We start from the raw sequence: 23,679 nt of genomic DNA on the forward strand, positions 1-23,679 counted from the left end.
CGCGCGGTGATGGCGAATGTCCACCCTCGGCGGTCCACGGTGCGGCGCGGCAACGAGGGTTACCCGAAATCAGGGCCCTCAGTAGGACTTCGGCAGCCCCAGGCTGTGCATCGCCACGAAGTTGAGGATCATCTCCCGGCTGACCGGCGCGATCCGGCCGGCACGCGTCGCGACGAGCAGGCCGGCCATGCCGTACTCCTGGCTGATCCCGTTGCCCCCGTGCGTCTGCACGGCGCGGTCGGCGGCGTCGCAGGCGGCCTCGGCGGCGGCGTACTTGGCCATGTTGGCGGCCTCGCCGGCCCCCATGTCGTCGCCGGCGTCGTAGAGGGCGGCGGCCTTCTGGTTCATCAGCCGGGCCAGCTCGATCTCGATGTGCGACTGGGCGAGCGGGTGGGCGATCGCCTGGTGGGAGCCGATAGGGGCCTGGAAGACCACCCGCTCCTTGGCGTACGCCGCGGCCTTGCCGAGCGCGAAGCGCGCCAGCCCGGTCGAGAACGCCGCCGCCATGATGCGCTCGGGGTTGAGGCCGGCGAAGAGCTGGACGAGTCCACCGTCCTCGTCGCCGACGAGCGCGTCCGCGGGCAGCCGGACGTCGTCGATGAACACCTGGAACTGCTTCTCCGGGGAGACGATCTCCATCGGGATCGGGTGCGCCTCGAACCCGTCGGCGTCGGTCGGGACGACGAAGAGGCAGGGCTTGAGCTTGCCGGTGCGGGCGTCCTCCGTGCGCGCGACGACCAGCACGTTGCCGGCCTCGTCGATGCCGGAGATCCAGATCTTGCGGCCGTTGAGCACCCAGCCGTCGCCGTCGCGGCGGGCGGTGGTGGTGATGTTGTGCGAGTTGGTGCCGGCGTCCGGCTCGGTGATCGCGAAGGCCATCGTGCCGGTGCCGTCGCAGATGCCGGGCAGCCAGCGCTGCTTCTGCTCCTCGGTGCCGTAGCGCGTGATGATGGTGCCGCAGATGGCCGGACTGACGACCATGAGCAGGAGCGGGCAGCCCTGGGCCGCGAGCTCCTCGCAGACGGCCGCGATGTCGCCGATGCCGCCGCCCCCACCGCCGTACTCCTCGGGGATGTTGATGCCGAGGTAGCCCGCCTTGCCGATCTCGAGCCACAGCTCGGTGGTCTTCTCGCCGGCACGGGCCTTCTCGGTGAACCAGTCGCGGCCGTACTTGCCGGCCAGCCTGGCGACCTGGGTGCGCAGCTCGCGGCGCTCCTCGGACTCGGTGAACGGGATCTCGGTGGACGTGCTCATGCGTTGGCTCCTTCGGGGTATTCCACGGGTGGTTCCACGACGGCGAGGACCTCGCCCGCGGCGACCTGCTGGCCGGTGGTGACGTTGACGGTGACGGTGCCCGCGGACGGGGCGGTGACGGAGTGCTGCATCTTCATGGCCTCGAGGACGAGGACGACGTCGCCCGCTCCGACGTCCTGGCCGTCGGCGACGGCGACCTTGACGACCGTGCCCGGCATGGGCGCGAGCAGGCTGCCGCTCGCCACGGCGTCGGCGGGGTCGGTGAAGCGCGGGACCTCGCGCAGGCCGACGGACCCACCGGGCCCGTCGACCCAGATCTCCCGCGTGCCGGCGGCCGCGCCGGGGGCGATCAGTCCGTCGGTCGGCACGGCGACGCCGTTGACCTCGAGCCGGACGTGGGTGGGTGACACCTCGAGCACGGTCATCCCGTCGACCGCGAACCCGTCGCGGGTCCCCCACCACTCGACCGGGTCGTGTCCGTCGAAGGTGGTGCGCTGGGGCTGGCTGACGACGTTGCGCCAGGCCGCGGGGATGCCCTGCTGGACCGTACGCCGCGCCGCGTCGTCGGCGGCCAGCATCAGGGCCCCCGCCACCACCGTCGCCCGGTCGACCTCGACGGCGTCCGTCGGTCGGGTCTCCAGCCAGGTCGTCGTCATCCGGGCGGAGGTGAACACCTCGTCGGTGAGGATCGAGACGAGCTGGTCGCGGTTGGTGGTGATGCCGTGGATCCGGGCACCGCGCAGGGCGCTCACCAGCTGGCGCACCGCCTGCTCACGGTTCGGCGCCCAGGAGACGACCTTGGCCAGCATCGCGTCGTAGTGGGTGCCGACCTCGTCGCCCGAGGCGAAGCCCGAGTCGACACGGATGCCGCGCTCGGCGGTCGCTGGGCCGAAGGCCACGTCGTGCTCGACGTCCAGCGCCAGGAGCCGCCCGCTCTGCGGTGTGTACGTCGCGTCCTCGGCGTAGAGCCGGACCTCGACGGCGTGGCCCGCGCCCTGGAAGACGACCTCCGGACCGGCGCTCGGACCGCGGTGCCCCCCGATTCCTCGCCCCTCGGCCACGGCCACCTGCAGCTCGACCAGGTCGACGCCCCAGACGAGCTCGGTGACCGGGTGCTCCACCTGGAGCCGGGTGTTCATCTCGAGGAAGAAGTACCGGTCGGCCGCCGCGTCGTAGAGGAACTCGACGGTGCCCGCACCGCGGTAGCCGATCTGCTGGGCGAGCCGGCTCGCCGCCTCCTCCATGTCGGCGCGGGTGATGACCGGCAACCCGGGGGCGGGCGTCTCCTCGACCACCTTCTGGTGCCTGCGCTGCACGGTGCAGTCACGGCAGCCGAGCACGAGCACGCCCGTCTCGCCGTCCTCGAGCTCGTCACAGACCACCTGCACCTCGACGTGGCGTCCCTGCTCGACGTACGGCTCGACGAAGACGGTGCCGTCGCCGAAGGCGGACGCCGCCTCGGCCTGGGCTGCCGCGACCTCGGTGGCGAGGTCCTGGAGACGTCGTACGACGCGCATCCCGCGGCCACCGCCGCCCGCGGACGCCTTGACCAGTAGCGGCAGGTCCGCCTCGGTCGGGTGCTCGGGCGCCTCCAGGGTGGGCACTCCGGCCGCGCGGGCGATCTCCTTGGCGCCGACCTTCGAGCCCATCGCGTCGATCGTCTCGGGCGGCGGACCGACCCAGGTCAGGCCCGCCGCGATGACGGCACGGGCGAAGTCGGCGTTCTCCGACAGGAAGCCGTAGCCGGGGTGGATCGCGTCGGCACCGGTCCGCCGGGCCGCGTCGAGGACGAGGTCGGCGCGCAGGTAGGTGTCCGCGGGGGCGTTGCCGGGGAGCCGGACGGCGACGTCGGCCTCGGCGACGTACGGCAGGCCGGCATCCGCGTCGGAGTGCACGGCGACGGTCTCGATGCCGAGGCGGCGGCAGGTGGCGAAGACCCGGCGGGCGATCTCGCCGCGGTTGGCGACGAGCAGTCGGTTGATCTGGCTCATGTCCGGAACACCCCGAACCGGTCGGTGCCGACGACGGGTCTGTTGGCGATCACCGACAGGCAGATGCCCAGCACGGTGCGGGTGTCGCGCGGGTCGATGACGCCGTCGTCGTACAACATCCCGGAGAGCGCGTAGGGCAGGCTCTGCTCCTCGATCATCTGCTCCACCATCGCGCGCATGCCGGCGTCGCCCTCCTCGTCGTAGTCGCGACCCTTGGCCCCGGCGGCGGCGCGGGCGACGATGCTGAGCACGCCGGCGAGCTGCGCCGGTCCCATCACCGCGGACTTGGCGCTCGGCCAGGTGAAGAGGAAGCGCGGGTCGAAGGCGCGACCGTTCATGCCGTAGTTGCCTGCGCCGTACGACGCCCCCATCAGGACGCTGATGTGCGGGACCGTGCTGTTGCTGACCGCGTTGATCATCTGGGCGCCGTGCTTGATGATGCCGCCCTGCTCGTACTCCTTGCCGACCATGTAGCCGGTGGTGTTGTGGAGGAACAGCAGGGGCGTGTCGACCTGGTTGGCGAGCTGGATGAACTGCGTCGCCTTCTGCGCCTCCTCGGAGAACAGCACCCCCTGCGCATTGGCCAGGATGCCGACCGGGTGGCCGTGGATCTGCGCCCAGCCGGTGACCAGGCTCGCGCCGTAGAGCGGCTTGAACTCGTCGAAGACCGCGCCGTTGGTCTCGCTGCGACCGTCGGCGATCCGGGCGATGACCTCGCGGGGGTCGAACGGCTCCTTGAGGTCGGTGGGGATGAGGTCGAGCAGGCCCTCGGGGTCGGCCTCGGGCTCGGCGTAGGGCCTGGTTTCGAGGCTCGTCGCTGACGCTCCTCGCACCTCAACCAACGGATCGGTGGTTGAGGTGCGAGCGGAGCGAGCCTCGAAACCCCCGGACACTCCGGCCTTGCGCCAGTTGAGCCGGGCCACGATCCGCCGCCCGATCCGGATGGCGTCGTGCTCGTCCTCGGCGAGGTAGTCGGCCAGCCCGCTCGTCCTCGCGTGCATCTCGGCGCCGCCGAGCGACTCGTCGTCCGACTCCTCGCCGGTCGCCATCTTGACCAGCGGCGGGCCGCCGAGGAACACCTTGGCCTGCTCGCGCACCATCACGGTGTAGTCGGACATGCCGGGGACGTAGGCCCCCCCTGCGGTCGAGTTGCCGAAGACCAGCGCCACCGTGGGCACCTTGGCCGCCGACGAGCGGGTGATGTCGCGGAAGAGCTTGCCGCCGGGGATGAAGATCTCCTTCTGCGTCGGCAGGTCCGCGCCGCCGGACTCGACGAGCGCGACGGTCGGCAGCCCGTTCTCCTCGGCGATCTGCGAGGCGCGGAAGATCTTGCGGACGGTCCAGGGGTTGCTGGCGCCGCCCTTCACGGTCGGGTCGTTGGCGGTGATCATGCACTCGACGCCCTCGATGACCCCGATGCCGGTGACGACCGAGGCGCCGACGGTGAAGTCGGACCCCCAGCCGGCCAGCGGAGACAGCTCGAGGAACGCGCTGCCCGGGTCGACGAGGAGCTCGATGCGCTCGCGGGCCAGCAGCTTGCCCCGGGCGTGGTGGCGCTCGACGTACCGCTCGCCACCTCCGGCCACGGCGACGGCGTGCTGGGCGTCGAGGTCGGCGATCTTGTCCAGCATCGCCTCGCGGCGCTCGATCGACACGTCGCTCATGCGTCCACCTCCGTCTCCACGACGGCCTTCATCCGCTCCAGCGTCGTGCGCATGCCGCTGACGTTGGTGCGCGACCGCAGCGGGCCGAGGACCAGCCAGTAGAGCCGCATCGGCAGCGAGGGCTGGAGCCGGAAGTACTCCGTCACGTCGGTCCCGCCGTCGCGCGCCGCGAGGCGGTAGCCCCAGTTGTTGACCGTCACCGCGTCCGTCCCGACCGAGAACTCGAAGACCTCCTCGGGCTCGCAGGCCGTGACCCGGCAGGGAGACCAGTACGTCGGGCCGACGCCGTTGCGCTTGACGTGCCCGGCGAAGAAGGCGCCGACCTCGGGGCCGGTCGAGCCGCGGGTCCACTTCGCCTCGAAGGTCTCGGGGCTGAACTCCCCGATCCGCGTCACGTCGCTGACGAGGTCCCAGACCGTCGCGGGCGGGGCGTCCATCCAGACGGTGACCTCGGCCCCGAGGGGGCTGAAAGGGCCCCTCATGTCGAGTACCCCAGCAGTCGGGCCGCAAGATCCGTGAGCACGTCGGTCGCTCCTCCTCCGATGGGCAGGATCCGGGCGTCGCGGTAGTGCCGCTCTACCTCGGACCCGTGCATGTATCCGGTGCCGCCGTGCAGCTGCACCGCTTCGTGGCAGACGTGCGTCGCGCACTCAACGGCCGTCTGCTTGGCCAGCGCGGCCTCGGCGATCACGTTGTCGCCGTCGAGGTGGCGCGCGACGACGTGGTGGGTGTAGGTGCGCGCGACGTCGACCTGCCGGTGCATCTCCACCAGCCGGTGCCGCACGACCTGGTTGGCGATCAGCGGTTTGCCGAAGGTGGTCCGCTCCTTGCAGTACGCCGCCGTCAGCTCGAGGCTGCGGGCGGCGATGCCGTAGGCGTGCACCGCCAGCGCGATCCGCTCGACGACGAACTGCTCGGCGATCTGGTAGAAGCCCGAGTCGAGCTCGCCGACCACGTTCGACAGCGGCACCCGCACGTCGACATACGACAGCTCGGCGGTGTCGCTGCAGTGCCAGCCCATCTTGCTGAGCGCGCGGTCGACGGTGAAGCCGGGCGTGCCCTTGTCGACGACGACCAGCGAGATGCCGGTGTGGCCGGGGCCGCCGGTGCGGACCGCGGTCGTCACGAAGTCGGCGCGCACGCCGCTGGTGATGAAGGTCTTGGCGCCGTTGATGACGAGTTCGTCGCCGTCGACCACGCCGCGCGTCATGATGCCGGCGACGTCGGAGCCGCCGCCCGGCTCGGTGACCGCGAGCGAGCCGATGAGCTGACCGGCCAGCGTCGGCCGCACGTAGCGGTCCACCAGGGCGGGATCGCGGGACGCGGAGATGTGGGGCAGCGCGATGCCGGCCGTGAAGAGGGCCGCCATCAGGCCGCTGGACGCACCCGCGGCGAACATCGCCTCCTGCATGGCCACGCTGTCGGCCAGGTCGCCGCCCGAGCCACCGACCTCCTCGGGGAAGGCCACGCCGAGCAGCCCCAGCTCGCCGGCCGTGGCGTGCAGGGCCCGCGGCACCTCGCCGGCGTCCTCCCACTCCTGGAGGTGGGGCACGACCTCGCGGCGGACGAACTCCGCCGCGGTCGCGCGCAGGGGTTCACGGTGGTCGCCGCCAGCGGCCGTCTCACCGGATTTCGACGCGCCCGTCGCGACCTCGTCCCTCGGTCGCGGGTCTTGCTCAATCTGCCCTCGCGACGCTTCGCCCTCGTTCCTCGGGCTCTCCTGCTCGTTCACAGCAAGCCGTCCTCGATCGACACGTGTCGCGACCGGACCCATTCGCCCAGCCCCTTGGCCTGCGGGTCGAACCGCGTCGACGCGGCCACCCCGTCACCGAGCAGGCCGTGGATCACGACGTTGACGCCGCCCAGGTTGGGCAGCAGGTAGCAGTCGACCTCAAGGCCGACCGCCTCCGGCACCAGCTCGCGGATCCGCCGCGGGGTGATCAGCTTGCTCAGCCACTCGACCCGCGCCTCGCGGTGCTCCGAGCCGTCGTGCGCGACCCACAGACCGAGGTTGGCGTCGCCGCCCTTGTCGCCCGACCGCGCGTGGACGAAGGTCCCCAGCGGCAGCCGGCGGGTGAGGACGTCGGCGGTCGCGGGGTACGGCGAGGGGCGGATGCCGATGTCGGGCTCGTGGTCCGCGGTGCTCACCGGCGGGTCCGGGACGATCTCCCGGGTGCCGTCGGCGTGGACGACCGTGTGCTCGACCTGCGACCGGTCGACGTACCGCGCGCGGTAGACGCCGTACGGCGTGGGCGGTGACGGCGGCGCGGTGAGGGTGAAGCCGGGGTACGACGCGAGCGCGAGCTCGACCGCGGCGGCCGTGAAGGGCTTGCCGACCGGACCGGCGTCGGTGTCCTTGACGGTGCAGCGCAGCAGGGTCGAGGCGCCCTGCTCGGTGTCGGCGTCGGCGGCCGGGAGGACGAGCTCGGACCAGGTCGTCTCCTGCGGAGGCCGCGCGGCGAGCGCCGCCGTGAGCTGCTCGCGCACCCAGGCGGCCTTGGCGTCGACGTCGAGACCGGTGAGCACCAGCTCGACGGAGTTGCGGAAGCCCCCGAGCTCGTTGACGCACACCTTGAGCTGCGCGGGCGGAGCCTCACCGCGGACGCCGGTGATGGCCACCCGGTCGGGTCCCTGCTGGCTGAGCCGGACCGAGTCGAGGTGGGTGGTGACGTCGGGGCCGAGGTAGCGGGTGGACTGGATCTCGTAGACGAGCTGGGCAGTGACCGTGTCGACGGTGACCGCGCCCCCGGTGCCGTCGTGCTTGGTGATGACGCTCGACCCGTCGGCGGCGATCTCGGCCAGCGGGAACCCGAGGGGCCGGTCCCGGTCGGGCAGGCCCAGGAAGCCGCTGAAGTTGCCGCCGGTCGCCTGCGTCCCGCACTCGAGGACGTGGCCGGCGACGACGGCGCCCGCGAGCTCGTCGTACTGCTCGGGCGTCCAGCCGTGGTGCGCGACCGCGGGTCCGACGACCAGCGAGGCGTCGGTGACCCGGCCGGTGACGACCACGTCTGCGCCGGCGCGCAGGGCGGCGGCGATGCCGAGGCCGCCGAGGTAGGCGTTGGCCGTCAGCGCGCCGTCCCAGAGGGCGAGGGGGCGCAGGTCGTCGCCCTCGACGTGGGCGATCGCGGGGTCGAGGCCGAGGCCGCGGGCGACCTCGCGGAGGCGGTCGGCGAGGCCGGCGGGGTTGAGGCCGCCGGCGTTGGCGACGATCCGCACGCCGCGCTCGAGGGCGAGCCCGAGGCAGTCCTCGGCCTGGCGGACGAAGGTGCGGGCGTAGCCGAGCGAAGGGTCCTTCATGGCGTCGCGACCGAGGATGAGCATCGTCAGCTCGGCGAGGTAGTCGCCGGTGAGGACGTCGAGCGGTCCGCCCTCGAGCATCTCGCGCATCGCGGTCAGCCGGTCGCCGTAGAAGCCGGAGCAGTTGCCGATCCGCAACACGCCGGTCATCGCGCCGCCCTCCCCTCGCCGGGCGGACCGGCGAAGGCCTGGGCGATGTCGAGCCAGCGGTCGGCGTCGGACCCGCTGGCGACCAGGTCCGTGTCGGCCCGGTGCACCCGCTGGGTGACCAGCCGGCAGAAGTCGACGGCCGACCCGGTCACCGTCTGCGCGGCGTCCTCGGGTCCCCACGTCCAGACGTCGCCGTCGGGAGCGGCCAGGTCGATGCGGAACTCCTCGGCCGGCTTGTCCAGCCCGTGGGTGGCGAAGGCGAAGTTGCGGGTGCGTACGCCGAGGTGCGCGACGTGGCGGATCCGCGTCGACTCCTCCGGCGCGACCCCGAGCGCCTCGTGCACGTCGAGGCTGTGGGCCCACGTCTCCATGAAGCGCGCGGTCGCCATCGAGGTGGGCGACATCGGCGGGCCGAACCACGGCAGCTTCTCACCGTGCGGGACCTCGGTGAGTGCGGCGGCCAGCTCCTTGCGTCCTCGTCGCCAGCGCTCCAGCAGGTCGGGGTCGCGGGCGATCTCCAGGGCGCTCGCGTCGACGAAGCCGTCCGGGTCCGCGATGGCGGCGAGCACGACGTCGTCCCACGCGGCCTTGCCCTCCGGCGTACCGGCCCGCGCGGCCAGCGTCGCGACCTCGTCGGTCCAGGTCAGGTGGGCGACCTGGGCGGCGACGTCCCACCCGGCCGCCGGGGTCGGCGTGTGCCAGCCCGCGTCGTCGAGGTCGGTGACGAGCGCGTCGAGCCGGTCCCCCTCGGCGTCGAGGTCGGCGAGGACGGTGCGGAGCACGTCGGTCATGTCGGGGTCCCTGCGGCGTTGTCGGACGGAGGAGCGGAGCGGGGGAGGCCGGGAACGTCGTGGGGTGGATCCAATGACCCTTCGTTGGTTGAGGTGCGAGCGGAGCGAGCCTCGAAACCCATGTCGGCGCTCATGGCTCCAGCTCCCGGTCGAGCACGTCGGCCCAGTGGTCGAGGATGCGACGGCGCCGGCGGGCGTCGTCGGAGATGGTGTTGGCGAGCCCGAGGCCGCGCACGAGGTCGAGGGTGGCCTGGACGAGCTCGCGCACCCCGGGGCGTGACTCGTCGGCGCCGAGCGCCTCGACGGTGAGCCGGTGCGTCTCGCGGCCGACGCGCAGCTCGAGCGGCGCGACCGCGGCGTACAACGCCTCGTCGGTCCTCGCCGCCACCCAGAGCTCGAGCGCGGCGGCGAAGACGGGCGAGCTGAAGTGGTCGCCCAGGACGGCGAGGACCGCACGCGTACGCCGCCGCCCACCCGGCAGGGCCGCGACGGCGGCTGCCAGCTCGGCGCCGCGGATCTCGGTGAGGTGCTCGACGGCGGCGACGACGAGGTCGTTCTTGGTCGGGAAGTGGTGCAGCTGCGCCCCGCGGCTCACACCGGCCCGCTCGGAGACGAGCGTGGTCGACGTCCCGGCGAAGCCGCGCTCGACGAGGCACTCGACCGTCGCCTCCAGCAGTCGCAGCCGCATCGCCCGGGTGCGCTCCTGCTGGGGCACGCGGGCGACGGGCGTGGACGGGGGGGTCACCTGCCCATCGTGGAGGCTCACGAACAAACAGTCAAGCCTGACTTTTTATTCGCGGATGGGGACGAGTCCGGGGTCCGGCACGGGCGACTCATCGGCCACCCTCATCCGTCCGCTCACCGGCAGGGCGGTCGGCGATGTGACCGACCATCGATAGGCGCCCGGCTCGAGTCCGTCCAGCACCAGGCGGCGGCCGCCCTGGCTCCGGACCACCACGCTGCGAACGACGCTGCGTTCGGCCGGTCCGCGCACCACGAGGCGGACCGCGGCCGGTCGCTGAGTGGCCCGCACGACCAGCGCGGCGCTCCCCAGCGCGGCCTCGGACGGGCGTACCACCAGCTGGCGAGCCTCGTGTGCGGCGGCGGCCGAGCGCGACCGGGTGGACGGGCCGAGAGGGGGCGGCGCGGGGACGTCCCACGTCGGTGCGGACGCCGGCCGCCGGACATCCGGGTCGCCGCCGACGCCGAGAGCGCCACCCGCGACCGCAGCGGCGACGACCAGGACCACCGCGGCCGTGGTCCACACCCCGGCTCCGGAGCCTCCGACGTCCATGGTCTCGGCGTCCCCTGCTTTGCGTGCGTGCGGCATGGCCCCTCCGGAGCTCCGATCCTTCCCTGGGATCTGCGCCAGGTCTCCTGCGTCAAGACCCGTCACAACGGTGTCGAGACGGGGCTTCCGCCCATGACAACTCGGAAGGCCGACACACGTGCCCTGATACCCGGACCCCCACGACGGGGCCGCCTGTCTAGACCGGACCCGCGCGCGACCAGGCTGCTTCCGGCACGCCCTCGCTGGGGCTCGATCCAGCGCACGCACGTGCCCGATCGGCACCCCCTCGGCGTCACGGAGGTGCCCGGTCGCCACCGTCCAGCGACCAGGAAGCGCCCGTTCACCTCAGTCGAGGCGGGTGACCAGCGGCAGCCGGGAGCGCGCGGTGAGCCCCACGACGGCGGCGGTGACGAGCGGCAGCGCGACCACCAGCCCGAGGACGAGCAGCCAGGGCACGTCGAGGTACGGCCCAGTGGCCTCACCGGACGAGCCGAGCTGGTCGGCCGGGATGTAGGTCAACGGCCAGGTGATCGCTATCCCCGGGATGAAACCCACGACCGCGCCGAGCAGCGCGCCCACGAAGCCGACGACCAGGGCGTACGACGCTGCGATCCCCCGCCGCGTCCGGGGCGCGGCCCCCACCGCCGCCAGGGTGGCCAGGTCGGGCCGGGCGTCGGACAGCGCCAGGAACGTCGCGGTCAGGGTGCCCCCGAGCATCAGCACCCCACCCAGCGCAGCCAGGACCAGCTGGACCACCACGACCTCGTCGGGCGCCTGGTAGCCGCGCTCGACGTAGAGCGATGCGTCCGCGGTGATTCCGCCGAGCGCCTCGTCGAGGTCGGTCTGGGCGTCCTCGTCCAGCCCGGGGTCCGGCAGGTAGATGCCGGCGGTCCCGACGGGATGGTCGAGCTCGGCGGCCAGGTCAGTCGGCACGAGGGCCTGGACGACCGGAGTGTCGCCACCGACGTCGACGTAGGTCGCCGGCCACGCGAGCCGGCGGACCGTGCTCCCGCCGTCACCTGTCTCGTCGTACGAGTCCAGCCGGACGCGCACGGTGTCCGCGTCCGCGGGCCGCTGCGCGAAGACGACGGCCGACCCCGCAGCGAGAGCCGACTCCGCGGCGTCCAGTGCTTCCCCCTCCAGGCCGGCGACGCCGGGCACGGTGTCGGCGACGACCAGGCTGCCGTCGAGGCGGCCGCCCCAGTACTCCAGGAGGGGGGTCCGGTCGCCGGGCTCGCGGAAGTCCACGCTGAGGTACGACCCGTCGCTGGCCTGCTGCTGCACCCCCCGGACCACCTCGACGTCGTCCACCCGCGCCCGCACGGCCGCCCCCACCTCGTCCCAGGTCGCGGCGGACACGGGCTCGGGCGACCCGTTCATCGGTGCGCTCGGGAAGACGTTGACCATCGCCGCGCCGAGGGGCAGCGACGGGGAGTACGACGCCTCGCTCTGCGCCTCGTCGGAGCTCACGGCGATCCCCAGGGTCACGACCCCGGCGACGGTCGCGGCCACGGCGGCGACCGCCGGGACGGTCCGGGTGCGGTGCCGGGCGGCGTCGCGGGCGGCGTACCGCAGCGCGAGCGGGAGCCGGCGGGCGAGCCGCGCGACCAGCGCGACCACGACCGGCACCACGAGGATCATCCCGAGCACCGACACGATCGCGGCGATCGCGATGAACCAGTGGCCGCTTGTGGAGGCGCTGACGCCGTACGCCGACAGGGCGACGCCGGCGACCAGGAGCAGCACGCCGAGCACCGGCGTCCGGGCGGACGGCGGCCGGTCGCCACGACGGCCGGCCAGCACCGCGACGACGTCCTGCCGCGACGCGATGTGCGCCGGCACCACGGCGGCCAGCAGCGCCGACAACAACCCGAACGCCGCGACCACCGCGACGATCCGCCAGTCGACGTCGAGCGGGCCGAACCACTCCCCCGACCAGCGCTGAGCGAGGGGCAGCAGGGCCCACCCGACCACCACGCCGAGCACGGCGCCCGCGAGGGCGGCCAGCGAGCCCAGCACGATCCCGGACGCGAGCACCACCCTCCGGGCCTGCCGCGGCGTGCCGCCGGTGGCGGCCATCAGGGCCAGGGAGCGGGCCTGGCGCCGGGCACTGACGGCGAACGCCGGTCCGGCCAGCAGCACCACCTCGAGCAGTGCCATGGTGACGACCAGGGCGATGATCGCGAGTGCGTCGCCGTAGCCGGTGTCGTAGCCCATCTGCTCGGCCATCTCGTGCACGGGCGGCGGGTCGGCCAGGACCGCCCGCGAGGTCACGAGCAGGCCGGACCGGTTCAACGCGAGCACGTCTGACCACATCACCGCGTCGCCACCGACGAGCCAGTCGACGTCGGGGGTGTAGTCGGCGAAGGCGGGCCCGAGGGCATCCGGCAGCACGTCCACCGTGGCGGTGTCGCGGATCGTCGCGTGGACCCCGGATCCGACCACCTCGAGCTCACGGTCCCCGACCGTCACGGTGTCGCCCAGCGCGACCCCACGCTCGACGAGCACGTCGTTGACCACGGCCTCGTCGGCCGCCGCCGCGGCCCGTCCGGCGGTGATCGTGAAGAGCCCGGCGGCGAGCGGGTCCCGCAGGTCGACCTCCCGGGCGTTGACGCTCACCCTCCGCTCCCCCAGCGGGATCTCCGTCCAGCCCTCGCGCAGCGTGATGGCCCGGACGTCGCCGAGGACAGCGGTGACGGCGTCGTACGACGGCACCGGGCCGGCGCTCTCGCCCTCGGTGCCCCACCCGCCGGCGCCGTAGTCCTCGGGGTCGGGCGACTGGAAGACCGCACCGCCGACCGGGCGGACCCTCGCCTCGGCGGCACCCATCCGCCGGTCAGCGCCCTCGATGCCACTGACGTCTGCGGTGGCCTGCACGACCGCGGCCGCGCTCACGGCGAGCACCGGCAATGCGATCATCAGCAGCACCAGCAGGCTGCGACCGCGGGCCCGGAGCGCGTCGCGCCGGGCCAGCTTCAGCGCCGGCCGCCAGCCGGCGAGCCAGCCCCCCGACCGGCTCACCGGGCGACTTCCGGCGCGAGCAGGTCGTCGACCGGGTCGGCGCCCGACTCGTCGACCACGACGCCGTCGCGCAGGAAGACCACCCGGTCAGCCCACGCCGCGTGCCGGGCCTCGTGGGTGACCAGCACCCCCGCGGCACCGGCGTCGCAGCGCGCCCGCAGCAGCCGCAGGATCTCCTCGCCGGTGTCGGTGTCGAGGGCGCCGGTCGGCTCGTCGGCGAGGATCAGCCGCCGCTCGCCCACGACGGCGCGCGCGATGGCGACCCGCTGCTGCTGGCCGCCGGACATGGTGTCGGGGAAGCGGTCCGCGAGGTCGACGATGCCGACCTCCTCGAGGGCAGCCATCGCGAGCCGCCGGGCGGCGCGGGACTTCTCGCCGTCGAGCTCGCGGGGCAGCGCGACGTTCTCGACCGCGGTGAGCGCCGGGATCAGGTTGAAGGCCTGGAAGACGTAGCCCACCGACGTACGCCGCATCCGGGCCCGACCCGCGTTGCCGAGGGCGCCGACGTCCTCGCCCTCGATCCGCACGGTGCCGCGGGTCGGCTGGTCCAGACCTCCGGCGAGGGTGAGCAGGGTGGACTTGCCCGAGCCGGACGGGCCCATCACGGCCACCAGCTCGCCGGCGTGGGCGCGGAAGGAGACACAGCGCAAGGCGTGCACCTCGGTGTCGCCCTCGCCGTGGATGCGGGTCACGCCGTCGAGGTGCAGCACGGGCGCGCTCATCGGGCGCTCCCCGGAGTGGTGGTCGGGGTCGTCGTCGATCCGGCGGCGACGTCGGGCGCCGCCGTCCCGCGTCGTACGCCGCTCCCGTCGACCGCGGCGCGCCGCAGCCGGGCCTCGCAGTGGTCGAGCCACCGGATCTCCGCCTCGGCGTCGAAGACGAGCGCGTCGAGGACCAGGCTCCAGGCGAGGTCCTCGGGCTGGTCGGGCTGGGCGGCCCGGCCCGAGCGCTTGAGCCGGGTGTAGTCCTGGAGGGCGGCCATGGTGGCGCTGCGCTGGCGCTGGATGAGGGTGCCGACGTCGACGCCGCTGACCGTCACGGCGAGCGCGAGCTTGATGGCCAGCTCGTCGCGTGGGGGCTGGGTGCGAGGCACCGGGGTGGTGAACCACTCCGACACCTCGACCCGTCCCGCCTGGGTGACGCGGTAGATCACGTGTCCGCCCTCGTCGGCAGCGTGGTCGGCCCCCTCGCCGTCCACCTGCTCGACGAGGCCGTCGCGCTCGAGCCGGGAGAGGGTCGTGTAGACCTGCCCGACGTTGAGCGGCCAGGTCGAGCCGGTCCGTTGCTCGAACTCGGCGCGCAGCTGGTAGCCGTACATCGGCCCGTCCTCCAGCAGGGCCAGCATCGCCTGCCTGATCGACATCGCGTCTCCTCGCGGTGCGCCACCGGCCCCCATGACCGATGGATACTGGGTATGTATACCACGTATGCACGGCTCGTCGATCGGTACGGACCGGTGTTTCGACTCGGGGTCGATGGGCAGGACACGGGGGCGACTCCTCCCTAGGGTGTCGCCCAACCGACCCGCGGCGACCGACCGCGGGCCCAGACCAGCAGGGGGAAGAACCATGTCCAACTACGGCAACCCGCCGTCCGACCCGTACGGCCAGGGCGCGTCCGGCCAGGGCCAGGACCCCTACGGCCAGCAGCCGCAGCAGACGTACGGCCAGGACCCCTACGGCCAGCAGCAGGGCTACGGCCAGCCCGCGTACGGCGCCCCGGCGGCGTACGCGTCGTGGTTCCAGCGCGTCGGCGCCTTCCTCATCGACCAGCTCATCGGCCTGGTGGCGCTGGTCCCCTACTACATCGGCCTCGTGATGACGCTCGGCTCGGTGGAGACGACCACCGATCCCACCACCGGCGTCGTCACCACCACGGGCGACGGCGCCAGCGGCCTCGCGCTGCTGCTGATGTTCCTCGGCGGCGCGCTCTCCATCGCCTACTACGTGTGGAACTACTGCATCAAGCAGGGCCGCACCGGTTACACCATCGGCAAGGGCATCCTGGGGATCAAGCTGATCAAGATGGACACCGGCCAGCCGATGGGCGCCGGCCTGTCCTTCGTGCGCCAGCTCGCGCACATCGTCGACGCGATCCCCTGCTACCTCGGCTACCTGTGGCCGCTGTGGGACTCCAAGCGCCAGACCTTCGCCGACAAGATCATGAGCACCGTCGTCATCGAGCAGCCCAAGGGGTGAGCCGCTCCCCGCGGTCGTCACTAGGCTGAAGCCCGACGGCCGCGGGGCGGTCACCACCCGAGGGAGACCACGCATGCGCGTCCACACGCGGCCCGGACGCCTGTCCGCGATCGTCCTGATCGCCGCGACGACCCTGCCCGGCCTCGCCGCCTGCGCGGGCGAGGCCGAGGCCGAGGTGGTCTCCGCACCGGCGGTGCGCGAGGCACTCGTCGACCTGTACGCCGGGGGCCGCGCCGCCGGCGACGACCCCCGGGACGCCGAGTGCTTCGCCGACGACCTCCTCGAGCGGGTCACCCCCGAGGAGCTGCGCGACGGCGGGGTGCTCGACGAGACCTTCGCGCCGCGGGCCGAGAAGACCGCCCTGGACCGTCCGGTCGCCGAGGCGTGGACCGAGGCGCAGATGGCGTGCTCCGACTTCGTCGAGCAGTCGACCCAGGCACAGGAGGTCCTGACCAAGGGCCGCCTCGACGCCGGGGCCTACGAGACATGCCTGGACGGTCGACTCGACGAGAAGACCATCCGCGAGGCCACGACCGCCACCCTGATGGCCCGGCTCGACGACCCGGCCGTCGGCGAGCTCAGCGTCGCCCAGTCCGAGTGCTCCGTGCTGTCGGTCGCGCGCCGCTGACCCTGCCCGGCACCGCTCAGGCGGCGACGGCCACCACCACGCGGGCCCGCTGCGGCGCGTCCAGCCAGCGTCGCCGCGCGCGTCGCAGCCGGACCGCCGACCACACGAGGAACGGCACCGCCAGGGCCGGCACCAGCCACCAGGCCGGGGCCTGGGCCGCGGAGGAGAAGAGCATCGCGGTGAGCGTCGTGCTCACCGCCAGGCGGGCCGAGTAGCCGACCATCACGATCGGCGGCGCGGGGGTCGCCCGAGCCGAGGCCAGCTGCACCGGGAACGGGCGGCGGCCCGACCACGACATCGACACCGCCACCACCTGGAGCAGGACCACGACCAGGGTGGCCACCAGGGCCGTCACCTCGGTGGCGCTCGGCACCCCGGCCCGCAGGGCGGCCAGCGCGACGGTCACCAGCGCAGCGGCCCCGAGCCACTCGGCGAGGGTGAGCGCCCGCGCCGCGAAGACGGTCTCCGGACCGACCGGCAGGCTCTCGCGCCACAGCGCGCCGCGCCCGTCGAGGCACCAGGCGTTGACGCCGAAGAGCAACGCGCCGCCGCTGATGACGAGGGCCGGCAGGACCAGCACCTGCGTCCAGTCCATGCCGCCGCCCAGCGCGACGAGGCCGGGGCCGACCGCGAGTACCACGAGCCCCCGGCGCATCGGCACCGCGCGCCACACCGACGCCCGGTCGATGCGACGCAGCACCGCGAGGTCGCTGGCGGGCAGCGGACGGGCCGGGTGGCTCCCCGACTCCACCTTGAGCTCCTCGCGAGGCGTACGCCGCAGCGCGACGCCGGCGGGCAACGCACCGACCACGACCGCGACCGCGGTCAGGGCGACCAGCACCAGCACGACGGGCAGCGCACCGTCCCGGGCGGTGACCGTGTCGGCGAGGACCCGGGTGGGCGAGGCGTCCAGCAGCGGGAGCAGCCGGTCGGTCGCCTGCAGGCCGACACCGATCGTGACCAGGACGACCGCGAGGCCGCGCACGACGGCGACGCCGTGGGGCGTGCGGCGGACGGTCTCGACGACCCAGCCGAGCACCTGGGCGAGGGCGGTGGCGCACACGATCCACGCGGCGACGACCACCTGGCCGCCCACCCAGCCGTCGGGGCCGGTGACCCGCGCGGTGATGCCGAGCAGCAGCCAGGCCTGGAGGAGCCACGCGAAGTTGAGGGGGGCCAGGGCGAGCGCCCCGAGGTGCTCGGTGCGGTGGCTGATCGGGTGGATGGCGGCCTGCTCGCGCGGGATCAGCTCGCGCCCGCCGCCCGAGGCCATCGACGACGCGACCGCCAGGGCCAGGAAGCCGGCCAGCATCGCGCCGAGGTGGTCGTCCAGGAAGGTGGCCCGGCCGGACCCGTCGACGAGCAGCGGTCCCACGGCCGCGACGAGGGTGACCCCGAGCAGGACCAGGAGGGCGACGCCCGCGGCGCGCGGGCGGCGTACGGTCGCGGCGCGGAAGCGCAGCAGGTGCCGCAGGTCGGCGACGGCGTCCACCCAGCCGGTGGGACCCGGCTCAGTCGAGGAGCGCGCGGTAGGCATCGGCGCCCGCCTCCCCGCTCAGCTCGTCGGCGTCCATCGCGGCGACCTGGGCGCCACCGCGCAGGACCACCGCGGTGCTGCAGGCCTGCATGGCGAGGTCGCGGAGGTGGGTGGAGACGAGCACGCAGGCGCCGCGGGCCCGGGCGTCCTCGATGACGGCGAGGGTGGCCTCGACGCCGAGCGGGTCGACGCCGTCGAAGGGCTCGTCGAGCAGCAGGACGTCGGGCTCGTGCAGGGCGGCGAGGACGACGGACAGCCGGCGCCCCATGCCGTGGCTGAAGCCGCTGGTGACGCGGTGCGCGACGTCGCCGAGCTCGAAGCGCTCCAGCAGGTCGCGGGCCCGGGCCTCCCAGTCGTCGAGGCGGCGCAGGCGGGCGGCGAGCTGGAGGTGCTCCCACGGGGTGGCGCGCGGGACCAGCCCGCCGACGTCGGGGCAGTAGCCGACCAGCCGCTTGACCGCGACCGGGTCGAGGGCCACGTCGACGCCGTCGACGAGGACCGTCCCCGCGGTGGGCGGGACGACCCCGGCGAGCACCCGCATGGTGGTCGACTTGCCCGCGCCGTTGCGCCCGAGCAGCGCGGTGGCGTGACCGGCGTCGGCCTGGAGGTCGATGCCGGCGACGGCCTCCACCTCGCCGAAGCGCACGTGCAGGCCGCGGACGTCGATGACGGGGGCGTTCACCCGCTCATGGTCCCCGACAGCGGTCCACCTGACCGGCGAATGCGCGGAACTGGCCCGGACGGGGCAGTGGCATCGGGCCACGCGAGGCGCACCATCGAAGAAGTCGGCCTGCCGACGGAACCCGGGTCCGCCGTCGGGAGTCGTCGTGGTCATCCCCAGGAGGCGCTCATGGATGAGGATTCCATCAGCTTCGGCAGGGTGTCCGACCGCCACGACGGGCCCACCCTCCGCGACGTGTTCGACGCGAGCTACCGCAGGCTCGTGGTGCAGCTCTACGGCGTGACCGGCAGCTTCGAGGAGGCCGAGGACCTGGTCCAGGAGGCGTTCGTCCGGGCAGCGGGGAAGCGGGGACGCTTCAGCGCGGTGGACAACCCCGAGGCCTGGCTGCGCACGACCGCGATCAACGCCCACCGCAGCCGGTGGCGCAAGGCCCGCAACGGCCGCCGGGCCCGGGAGCTGGTGCCCCCGCCCCGGGAACCGGACGGCCTGGAGCAGCACGTCGAGATCATGACGGCCCTCCGGACGCTGCCCGAGGCGCAGCGCACCGTGATCGCCCTGCACTACCTGGCCGACCTCCCGGTCGAGGAGATCGCTGCGGCCCTCGGCGTCCCGACCGGGACCGTCAAGTCCCGGCTGAGCCGGGGACGCGACGCGCTGGCCGTCCGGCTCGACCACTCCCAGGAAGGTGTCGACCATGTCTGAGCGACTGCTGCTCGAGTCGTTCCGCGAGGACGCGGAGCGCCTGACCAGGCTGCCGGCCTTCGAGCTGATCGAGGCGGCCGGACGGGCTCGACGCCGGCGCAGGCACACGATCGGCGGGGTGGTGGCCGCGTGCCTGCTCGCCACCACCGGGGTCGTGGTCACCACGACCGGCGACACCCCGGACCCGCGGCCCGCGGAGGACCCCGCCCCCCGCTCGCTGGCCACACCGTGGCCCGGTCCCACGATGACCACGATGAAGGAGGGCACCTACGAGTTCCGGCCCTCGATCGCCCCCGGCAGCCCGCCCGTGCTGGTCACCCTCCCGCCGGGGTGGAACGCCTGGGAGGGGCCGAACCGGTTCGAGGGCCTGGACCGGAGCGTCACCGACGACGCCGACGTCAACGAGGGTGTGATCGAGGAGCACCCGCGTTGGTACGCCGGCCTCCTGGTCCTGGACGTCCAGTGGGTCGCCCAGCGCGGCTGCAGCTTTGCCGACACCGCGGACGACGACGCTGCAGCACTCGCGCAGACCCTCGTCCGGCTGCCCGGCTTCGGGGTCGACACGGGACCGACGAGTGCGACCGTCGACGGGCTTCCCGCACTGCACCTGCGGCTCCGGGGTCTCGGGACCCTGCCGAGATGCACGGGTGGCGTCGTGCTCCACAGCTCACACGGCCCGATCGGGGGCGGAGAGGCCGACACCCTCTACGACGTGTGGGTGATCGACACGGGCGTGAGCCCGGTCCTGGTGTGGGCCGAGTGGAGCAGGTCGACACCCCAGCGGGACGTGGACGACCTCCTCGCGATGGTCGACAGCGTCGAGATCGGCGACTGAGGGGCAAACGGGGGCGACCTCCCCCTTCCCGCCCGGCGAGGGCAGGAAGGGGGAGGTCGGCTTGCCTGGGCGCGGCCACACCACCCGGTCGTTCAGGCGGGGAAGGACTCGCCCTTCTCGTGCAGCTCCCGGAGGTACGCCGTCGGCCGGAACCGGTCGCCGTACGCGTCCGCGAGCTCGTCGGCCCGGGCGAGGAACGCGCCGAGCCCGATCTCGCCGACGGGACGCCCGCGTTCGTCGAGCGCCTGGTAACCGGTCATGAACTGCGCGGCACCACCCGTGCTGGCCGGGAAGCCGATGCCCATGATCGAGCCGATGTTGGCCGCGGCGGCGGAGGTGATGACCCCCTCCTCGAAGCATTTCGCGGTCTCGATCGCCTCGATGAAGAGCATCCGGTCCTTCACGTCGCCGAAGGGCACCTGCTCGTCCGAGACCGGGAAGGTCTCGGCGAGGCGGGGCCAGATGCGGGTCCGCCGGCCGTCGTCGCCGTACTCGTAGAAGCCGGCGCCCTTGAGCCGCGAGGGGCGGCCGAGGTCGACCATCGTCTGCACCACGGACCCGGACGGGTCGTCGGGCAGCTCGACGCCGTCGCGCGCGGCGGCCTCGGCGGTGGCCTTGCGGATCTTGAGCATCAGCTCCATGTTGAGCTCGTCGCTGATCTGCAGCGGGCCGACCGGGAAGCCGGCCTGGGTCGCGGCCCGCTCGAGCGAGACCGGGTGCACGCCCTCGGCGAGCATCCGCAGCCCCTCGTTGATCTGGGTGCCGATGACCCGCGAGGTGTAGAAGCCGCGCGAGTCGTTGACCACGATCGGGGTCTTGCGGATCTGCTGGACGACGTCGTACGCCTTGGCCAGCGCGAGGTCCGAGGTCTCCTTGCCGCGGATGATCTCGACGAGCGGCATCTTGTCGACGGGGCTGAAGAAGTGCAGCCCGATGAAGTCGGCGGGACGGTCGATGCCCTCGGCGAGCTCGGTGATCGGCAGCGTCGACGTGTTGGAGCAGAGGAGTGCGTCGTCGTTCACGTACGGCGCGACCTCGGCGAAGACCGTGGCCTTGAGCGCCGGGTCCTCGAAGACCGCCTCGATGACCAGGTCGCAGCCGGCGAGGTCGGCCGGGTCGGCGGTCGCGGTGATCCGGCCCAGCAGCTCGTCGGCCTTGTCCTGCGTGATCTTGCCGCGCTCGACACCCTTGGCGTTGAGGGTGGCGGTGTAGGCCTTGCCCTTATCGGCGTTGTCGGCCGAGACGTCCTTGAGCACGACCTCGATGCCGGCGCGGGCGCACGAGTAGGCGATGCCGGCGCCCATCATCCCGGCGCCGAGGACCCCGACCTTGGTGGCCTTCCAGCGCTCGATGCCCTCGGGACGCAGCGACCCGGAGTTGATCGCCTGGAGGTCGAAGAAGAACGCCTGGATCATGTTCTTGGAGCCCTGGTTGACGATCAGGCTGGTGAGGTAGCGCGACTCGATCCGCGACGCGGTGTCGAAGTCGACCTGCGCCCCCTCGACCGCGGCGCTGAGGATCGCGCGCGGGGCGGGGTAGACGGCGCCCTTGGTCTGCTTGCGCAGCAGCGCCGGGAAGGCCGGCAGGAACGCCGCCAGGGCGGGGGTCTTGGGGGTGCCGCCGGGCATCCGGTAGCCCGCGCGGTCCCACGGCTTGGTGGCCGCCTCCTCGTCGTCGCGGTGCTCGAGGATCCACGCCTTCGCGGCGGGCACGAGCTCCTCGCGGGTCGGCAGCAGCTCGTCGACGAGGCCCTTGGCCAGCGCGCCCTGCGGGTCGAACTGGGTGCCGGGCATGAGCACGTCCATGAGGGCGGACTGCAGGCCGAGCATGCGTACGACGCGCGTCACGCCGCCGCCGCCGGGGAGCAGGCCGAGGGTGGACTCGGGCAGGCCGATCTTGACCGAGCGGTCGTCGACCGCGATCCGGTGATTGGCCGCCAGCGCGATCTCGAGGCCGCCGCCGAGGGCGGCACCGTTGATGGCGGCGACGACGGGACGGGGAAAGCGCTCGAGGCGGCGGAGGCCCGCCTTGATCGCCTCGCCGGAGGCGAAGATCCGCTGCGCGTCGTCGGCGGTCGCCTGCGACATCAGCGAGAGGTTGCCGCCGGCGAAGAAGGTCTTCTTGGCGCTGGCGACGACGACGCCGACGACGTCGTCCTGCTCGTCGTACAGCCGGTCGACGGCCGCGTCCATGGACCGCTGGTACAGCTCGGTCATGGTGTTGGCCTTCGACGTGGGGTCGTCGAGGGTGAGGGTGACGATGCCGTCGGCGTCGCGCTCGTAGCGCACGGCCGTCTCGGTGGTGGTGTCAGTCATGGTGTGGGAAGTCCTTCGTGGTCAGACGAGCTCGACGATGGTGGCGATGCCCATGCCTCCGCCGACGCAGAGCGTGGCGAGGCCGCGCTTCTGGTCGCGGCGGGCGAGCTCGTCGACGAGCGTGCCCAGGATCATCGCGCCGGTGGCGCCGAGCGGGTGGCCCATGGCGATGGCGCCGCCGTTGACGTTGGTGATGTCGTGGCTGATGCCGAGGTCGCGCATGAAGCGCATCGCGACGGCGGCGAAGGCCTCGTTGATCTCGAAGAGGTCGATGTCCTCGACCTCGAGACCGGCCTTGGCCAGCGCCTTGCGGGCCGCGGGTGCGGGGCCGGTCAGCATGATCGTCGGGTCGGCGCCGGAGACCGCGGTGGCGATGACCCGGGCGCGCGGGGTGAGGCCCAGGTCCGTGCCGACCTGCTCGCTGCCGATGGCCATGATCGCGGCGCCGTCGACGATGCCGGAGCTGTTGCCGGCGTGGTGGACGTGGTCGATCCGCTCGACCCAGTGGTACTTCTCCAGCGCCACGTCGTCGAAGCCCGCGTCGCGGCCGATCCCGGCGAAGGACGGCTTGAGGCCGGCGAGGCTCTCGGGACTGGTGTCGGGGCGGATCAGCTCGTCGCGGTCGAGCACGGTGAGGCCGTTGAGGTCGGTCACCGGGATGACGGCGTCGGCGAAGTAGCCGTTGGCCCACGCCTTGGCGGCCCGGTGGTGCGACTCGGCGGCGAACGCGTCGACGTCGTCACGGTTCCAGCCCTCGATGGTGGCGATCAGGTCGGCCCCGATGCCCTGCGGGACGAAGCCGGTGGTGAGCGCGGTCGCCGGGTCCATCGCCCAGGCGCCCCCGTCGGAGCCCATTGCGACGCGGCTCATCGACTCGACGCCGCCGGCGAGGATCAGGTCCTCGAAGCCACCGCGGACCCGCGACGCGGCCTGGTTGACCGCCTCGAGCCCGGAGGCGCAGAAGCGGTTGAGCTGCACGCCGGCCACCGTCTCGGGGTAGCCCGCCGCGAGGGCCGCGGTCTTGGCGATGTCGCCGCCCTGGTCGCCGATCGGCGACACGACGCCGAGCACGACGTCGTCCACGCGGGCCGGGTCGAGGCCGGGGTTGCGGGTGCGCACCTCGTCGAGCAGGCCGACGACGAGGTCGACCGGCTTGACCTCGTGCAGCGAACCGGCCGCCTTGCCCTTGCCGCGCGGAGTGCGGATGTGGTCGTAGATGAATGCCTCTGCCATGACCGTCCTTCGGTGTCGAGAGGGCGTGGGAGCCCGTGGCTCGATTGTGACACCATTACTGTCATCGTGGTCAAGGTGTGTGGCCCGCTT

The 23,679-nt window shown here is 73.2% G+C and carries 20 protein-coding genes; 4 read left to right on the top strand and 16 right to left on the bottom strand.

Translation table 11 applies throughout. The features are described from left to right. Positions 1-78 precede the first annotated feature (78 nt). From DAE25_RS09400 to DAE25_RS09455, 12 genes are all read right to left on the bottom strand, one after another. Positions 79-1,254, bottom strand: coding sequence for an acyl-CoA dehydrogenase family protein (locus tag DAE25_RS09400; RefSeq protein ID WP_199907511.1), 1,176 nt, complete (start codon positions 1,252-1,254; stop codon positions 79-81). Beyond that, positions 1,251-3,245, bottom strand: coding sequence for an ATP-binding protein (locus tag DAE25_RS09405; RefSeq protein ID WP_107765963.1), 1,995 nt, complete (start codon positions 3,243-3,245; stop codon positions 1,251-1,253). The genes DAE25_RS09400 and DAE25_RS09405 overlap by 4 nt, the downstream gene beginning before the upstream one ends. After that, positions 3,242-4,909 carry an acyl-CoA carboxylase subunit beta gene (locus tag DAE25_RS09410; protein WP_107765964.1) on the bottom strand — a complete coding sequence of 556 codons (1,668 nt, stop codon included), beginning with the start codon at positions 4,907-4,909 and terminating at the stop codon, positions 3,242-3,244. Before DAE25_RS09410 ends, DAE25_RS09405 begins: the two co-directional genes overlap by 4 nt. Continuing rightward, complete coding sequence (locus DAE25_RS09415) at positions 4,906-5,391, bottom strand: SRPBCC family protein (protein WP_199907512.1); 486 nt, start codon at positions 5,389-5,391, stop codon at positions 4,906-4,908. The genes DAE25_RS09410 and DAE25_RS09415 overlap by 4 nt, the downstream gene beginning before the upstream one ends. Then, positions 5,388-6,641, bottom strand: coding sequence for an acyl-CoA dehydrogenase family protein (locus DAE25_RS09420; RefSeq protein WP_267895252.1), 1,254 nt, complete (start codon positions 6,639-6,641; stop codon positions 5,388-5,390). The genes DAE25_RS09415 and DAE25_RS09420 overlap by 4 nt, the downstream gene beginning before the upstream one ends. Continuing rightward, complete coding sequence (locus DAE25_RS09425; protein WP_199907513.1) at positions 6,638-8,356, bottom strand: acyclic terpene utilization AtuA family protein; 1,719 nt, start codon at positions 8,354-8,356, stop codon at positions 6,638-6,640. The genes DAE25_RS09420 and DAE25_RS09425 overlap by 4 nt, the downstream gene beginning before the upstream one ends. Beyond that, positions 8,353-9,147, bottom strand: coding sequence for a TIGR03084 family metal-binding protein (locus DAE25_RS09430; protein ID WP_107765967.1), 795 nt, complete (start codon positions 9,145-9,147; stop codon positions 8,353-8,355). The genes DAE25_RS09425 and DAE25_RS09430 overlap by 4 nt, the downstream gene beginning before the upstream one ends. 130 nt (positions 9,148-9,277) lie before the next feature. Continuing rightward, the gene (locus DAE25_RS09435; protein ID WP_325050368.1) at positions 9,278-9,892 is read right to left on the bottom strand and encodes a TetR/AcrR family transcriptional regulator; all 615 of its coding nucleotides are present in this window, start codon (positions 9,890-9,892) and stop codon (positions 9,278-9,280) included. 45 nt (positions 9,893-9,937) lie between these two features. Then, a complete protein-coding gene (locus DAE25_RS09440) occupies positions 9,938-10,477 on the bottom strand; it encodes a hypothetical protein (RefSeq protein WP_107765968.1) in 540 nt (179 codons plus the stop codon). Between the two features lie 306 nt (positions 10,478-10,783). Further along, complete coding sequence (locus DAE25_RS09445; protein ID WP_107765969.1) at positions 10,784-13,459, bottom strand: FtsX-like permease family protein; 2,676 nt, start codon at positions 13,457-13,459, stop codon at positions 10,784-10,786. Then, entirely contained in the window at positions 13,456-14,181 is a 726-nt protein-coding gene (locus DAE25_RS09450; RefSeq protein WP_107765970.1) for an ABC transporter ATP-binding protein, read from the bottom strand. Before DAE25_RS09450 ends, DAE25_RS09445 begins: the two co-directional genes overlap by 4 nt. After that, the gene (locus DAE25_RS09455) at positions 14,178-14,822 is read right to left on the bottom strand and encodes a PadR family transcriptional regulator (RefSeq protein ID WP_107765971.1); all 645 of its coding nucleotides are present in this window, start codon (positions 14,820-14,822) and stop codon (positions 14,178-14,180) included. Before DAE25_RS09455 ends, DAE25_RS09450 begins: the two co-directional genes overlap by 4 nt. A gap of 205 nt (positions 14,823-15,027) precedes the next feature. Here DAE25_RS09455 and DAE25_RS09460 point away from each other — a divergent pair, with 205 nt between their 5' ends. Together DAE25_RS09460 and DAE25_RS09465 are read left to right on the top strand one after the other, a co-directional pair. Continuing rightward, a complete protein-coding gene (locus tag DAE25_RS09460) occupies positions 15,028-15,657 on the top strand; it encodes an RDD family protein (RefSeq protein WP_159083657.1) in 630 nt (209 codons plus the stop codon). Positions 15,658-15,730: 73 nt separating this feature from the next. Next, on the top strand, positions 15,731-16,285 hold the full coding sequence (locus DAE25_RS09465) for a hypothetical protein (protein WP_107765973.1): 555 nt from the start codon (positions 15,731-15,733) through the stop codon (positions 16,283-16,285). Between the two features lie 16 nt (positions 16,286-16,301). Here DAE25_RS09465 and DAE25_RS09470 read toward each other — a convergent pair whose 3' ends face one another. Then, a complete protein-coding gene (locus DAE25_RS09470) occupies positions 16,302-17,822 on the bottom strand; it encodes a hypothetical protein (RefSeq protein ID WP_159083658.1) in 1,521 nt (506 codons plus the stop codon). After that, the gene (locus DAE25_RS09475) at positions 17,797-18,504 is read right to left on the bottom strand and encodes an ABC transporter ATP-binding protein (RefSeq protein WP_234410956.1); all 708 of its coding nucleotides are present in this window, start codon (positions 18,502-18,504) and stop codon (positions 17,797-17,799) included. The genes DAE25_RS09470 and DAE25_RS09475 overlap by 26 nt, the downstream gene beginning before the upstream one ends. Positions 18,505-18,672: 168 nt before the next feature. On the opposite strand from DAE25_RS09475, the gene DAE25_RS09480 reads away from it, so the two are divergent. Beyond that, the gene (locus DAE25_RS09480; RefSeq protein WP_107765976.1) at positions 18,673-19,206 is read left to right on the top strand and encodes a SigE family RNA polymerase sigma factor; all 534 of its coding nucleotides are present in this window, start codon (positions 18,673-18,675) and stop codon (positions 19,204-19,206) included. Beyond that, the gene (locus tag DAE25_RS09485) at positions 19,199-20,041 is read left to right on the top strand and encodes a hypothetical protein (RefSeq protein WP_107765977.1); all 843 of its coding nucleotides are present in this window, start codon (positions 19,199-19,201) and stop codon (positions 20,039-20,041) included. The genes DAE25_RS09480 and DAE25_RS09485 overlap by 8 nt, the downstream gene beginning before the upstream one ends. A 92-nt stretch (positions 20,042-20,133) precedes the next feature. On the opposite strand, the gene DAE25_RS09490 is transcribed toward DAE25_RS09485, so the two are convergent. Both DAE25_RS09490 and DAE25_RS09495 read right to left on the bottom strand, forming a co-directional pair. Then, positions 20,134-22,356, bottom strand: a complete 2,223-nt coding sequence (locus DAE25_RS09490; protein ID WP_107765978.1) for a 3-hydroxyacyl-CoA dehydrogenase NAD-binding domain-containing protein — start codon at positions 22,354-22,356, stop codon at positions 20,134-20,136. A gap of 21 nt (positions 22,357-22,377) precedes the next feature. Further along, positions 22,378-23,589 (bottom strand): acetyl-CoA C-acetyltransferase, encoded by a 1,212-nt coding sequence (locus DAE25_RS09495; protein WP_107765979.1) that lies wholly within the window; start codon positions 23,587-23,589, stop codon positions 22,378-22,380. Positions 23,590-23,679 lie beyond the last annotated feature (90 nt).

This window comes from Nocardioides terrigena (assembly GCF_003047265.1).
In the GTDB taxonomy this organism is placed as follows: Bacteria; Actinomycetota; Actinomycetes; order Propionibacteriales; family Nocardioidaceae; genus Nocardioides; species Nocardioides terrigena.

Coding starts and splice junctions, on each gene's coding strand:
- DAE25_RS09495 (WP_107765979.1), bottom strand. CDS start 23,589: ATGGCAGAGGCATTCATCTACGACCACATCCGCACTCCGCGCGGCAAG.
- DAE25_RS09450 (WP_107765970.1), bottom strand. CDS start 14,181: ATGAGCGCGCCCGTGCTGCACCTCGACGGCGTGACCCGCATCCACGGC.
- DAE25_RS09425 (WP_199907513.1), bottom strand. CDS start 8,356: ATGACCGGCGTGTTGCGGATCGGCAACTGCTCCGGCTTCTACGGCGAC.
- DAE25_RS09405 (WP_107765963.1), bottom strand. CDS start 3,245: ATGAGCCAGATCAACCGACTGCTCGTCGCCAACCGCGGCGAGATCGCC.
- DAE25_RS09470 (WP_159083658.1), bottom strand. CDS start 17,822: ATGCCTACCGCGCGCTCCTCGACTGAGCCGGGTCCCACCGGCTGGGTG.
- DAE25_RS09410 (WP_107765964.1), bottom strand. CDS start 4,909: ATGAGCGACGTGTCGATCGAGCGCCGCGAGGCGATGCTGGACAAGATC.
- DAE25_RS09440 (WP_107765968.1), bottom strand. CDS start 10,477: ATGCCGCACGCACGCAAAGCAGGGGACGCCGAGACCATGGACGTCGGA.
- DAE25_RS09480 (WP_107765976.1), top strand. CDS start 18,673: ATGGATGAGGATTCCATCAGCTTCGGCAGGGTGTCCGACCGCCACGAC.
- DAE25_RS09490 (WP_107765978.1), bottom strand. CDS start 22,356: ATGACTGACACCACCACCGAGACGGCCGTGCGCTACGAGCGCGACGCC.
- DAE25_RS09485 (WP_107765977.1), top strand. CDS start 19,199: ATGTCTGAGCGACTGCTGCTCGAGTCGTTCCGCGAGGACGCGGAGCGC.
- DAE25_RS09430 (WP_107765967.1), bottom strand. CDS start 9,147: ATGACCGACGTGCTCCGCACCGTCCTCGCCGACCTCGACGCCGAGGGG.
- DAE25_RS09460 (WP_159083657.1), top strand. CDS start 15,028: ATGTCCAACTACGGCAACCCGCCGTCCGACCCGTACGGCCAGGGCGCG.
- DAE25_RS09455 (WP_107765971.1), bottom strand. CDS start 14,822: ATGTCGATCAGGCAGGCGATGCTGGCCCTGCTGGAGGACGGGCCGATG.
- DAE25_RS09400 (WP_199907511.1), bottom strand. CDS start 1,254: ATGAGCACGTCCACCGAGATCCCGTTCACCGAGTCCGAGGAGCGCCGC.
- DAE25_RS09415 (WP_199907512.1), bottom strand. CDS start 5,391: ATGAGGGGCCCTTTCAGCCCCCTCGGGGCCGAGGTCACCGTCTGGATG.
- DAE25_RS09465 (WP_107765973.1), top strand. CDS start 15,731: ATGCGCGTCCACACGCGGCCCGGACGCCTGTCCGCGATCGTCCTGATC.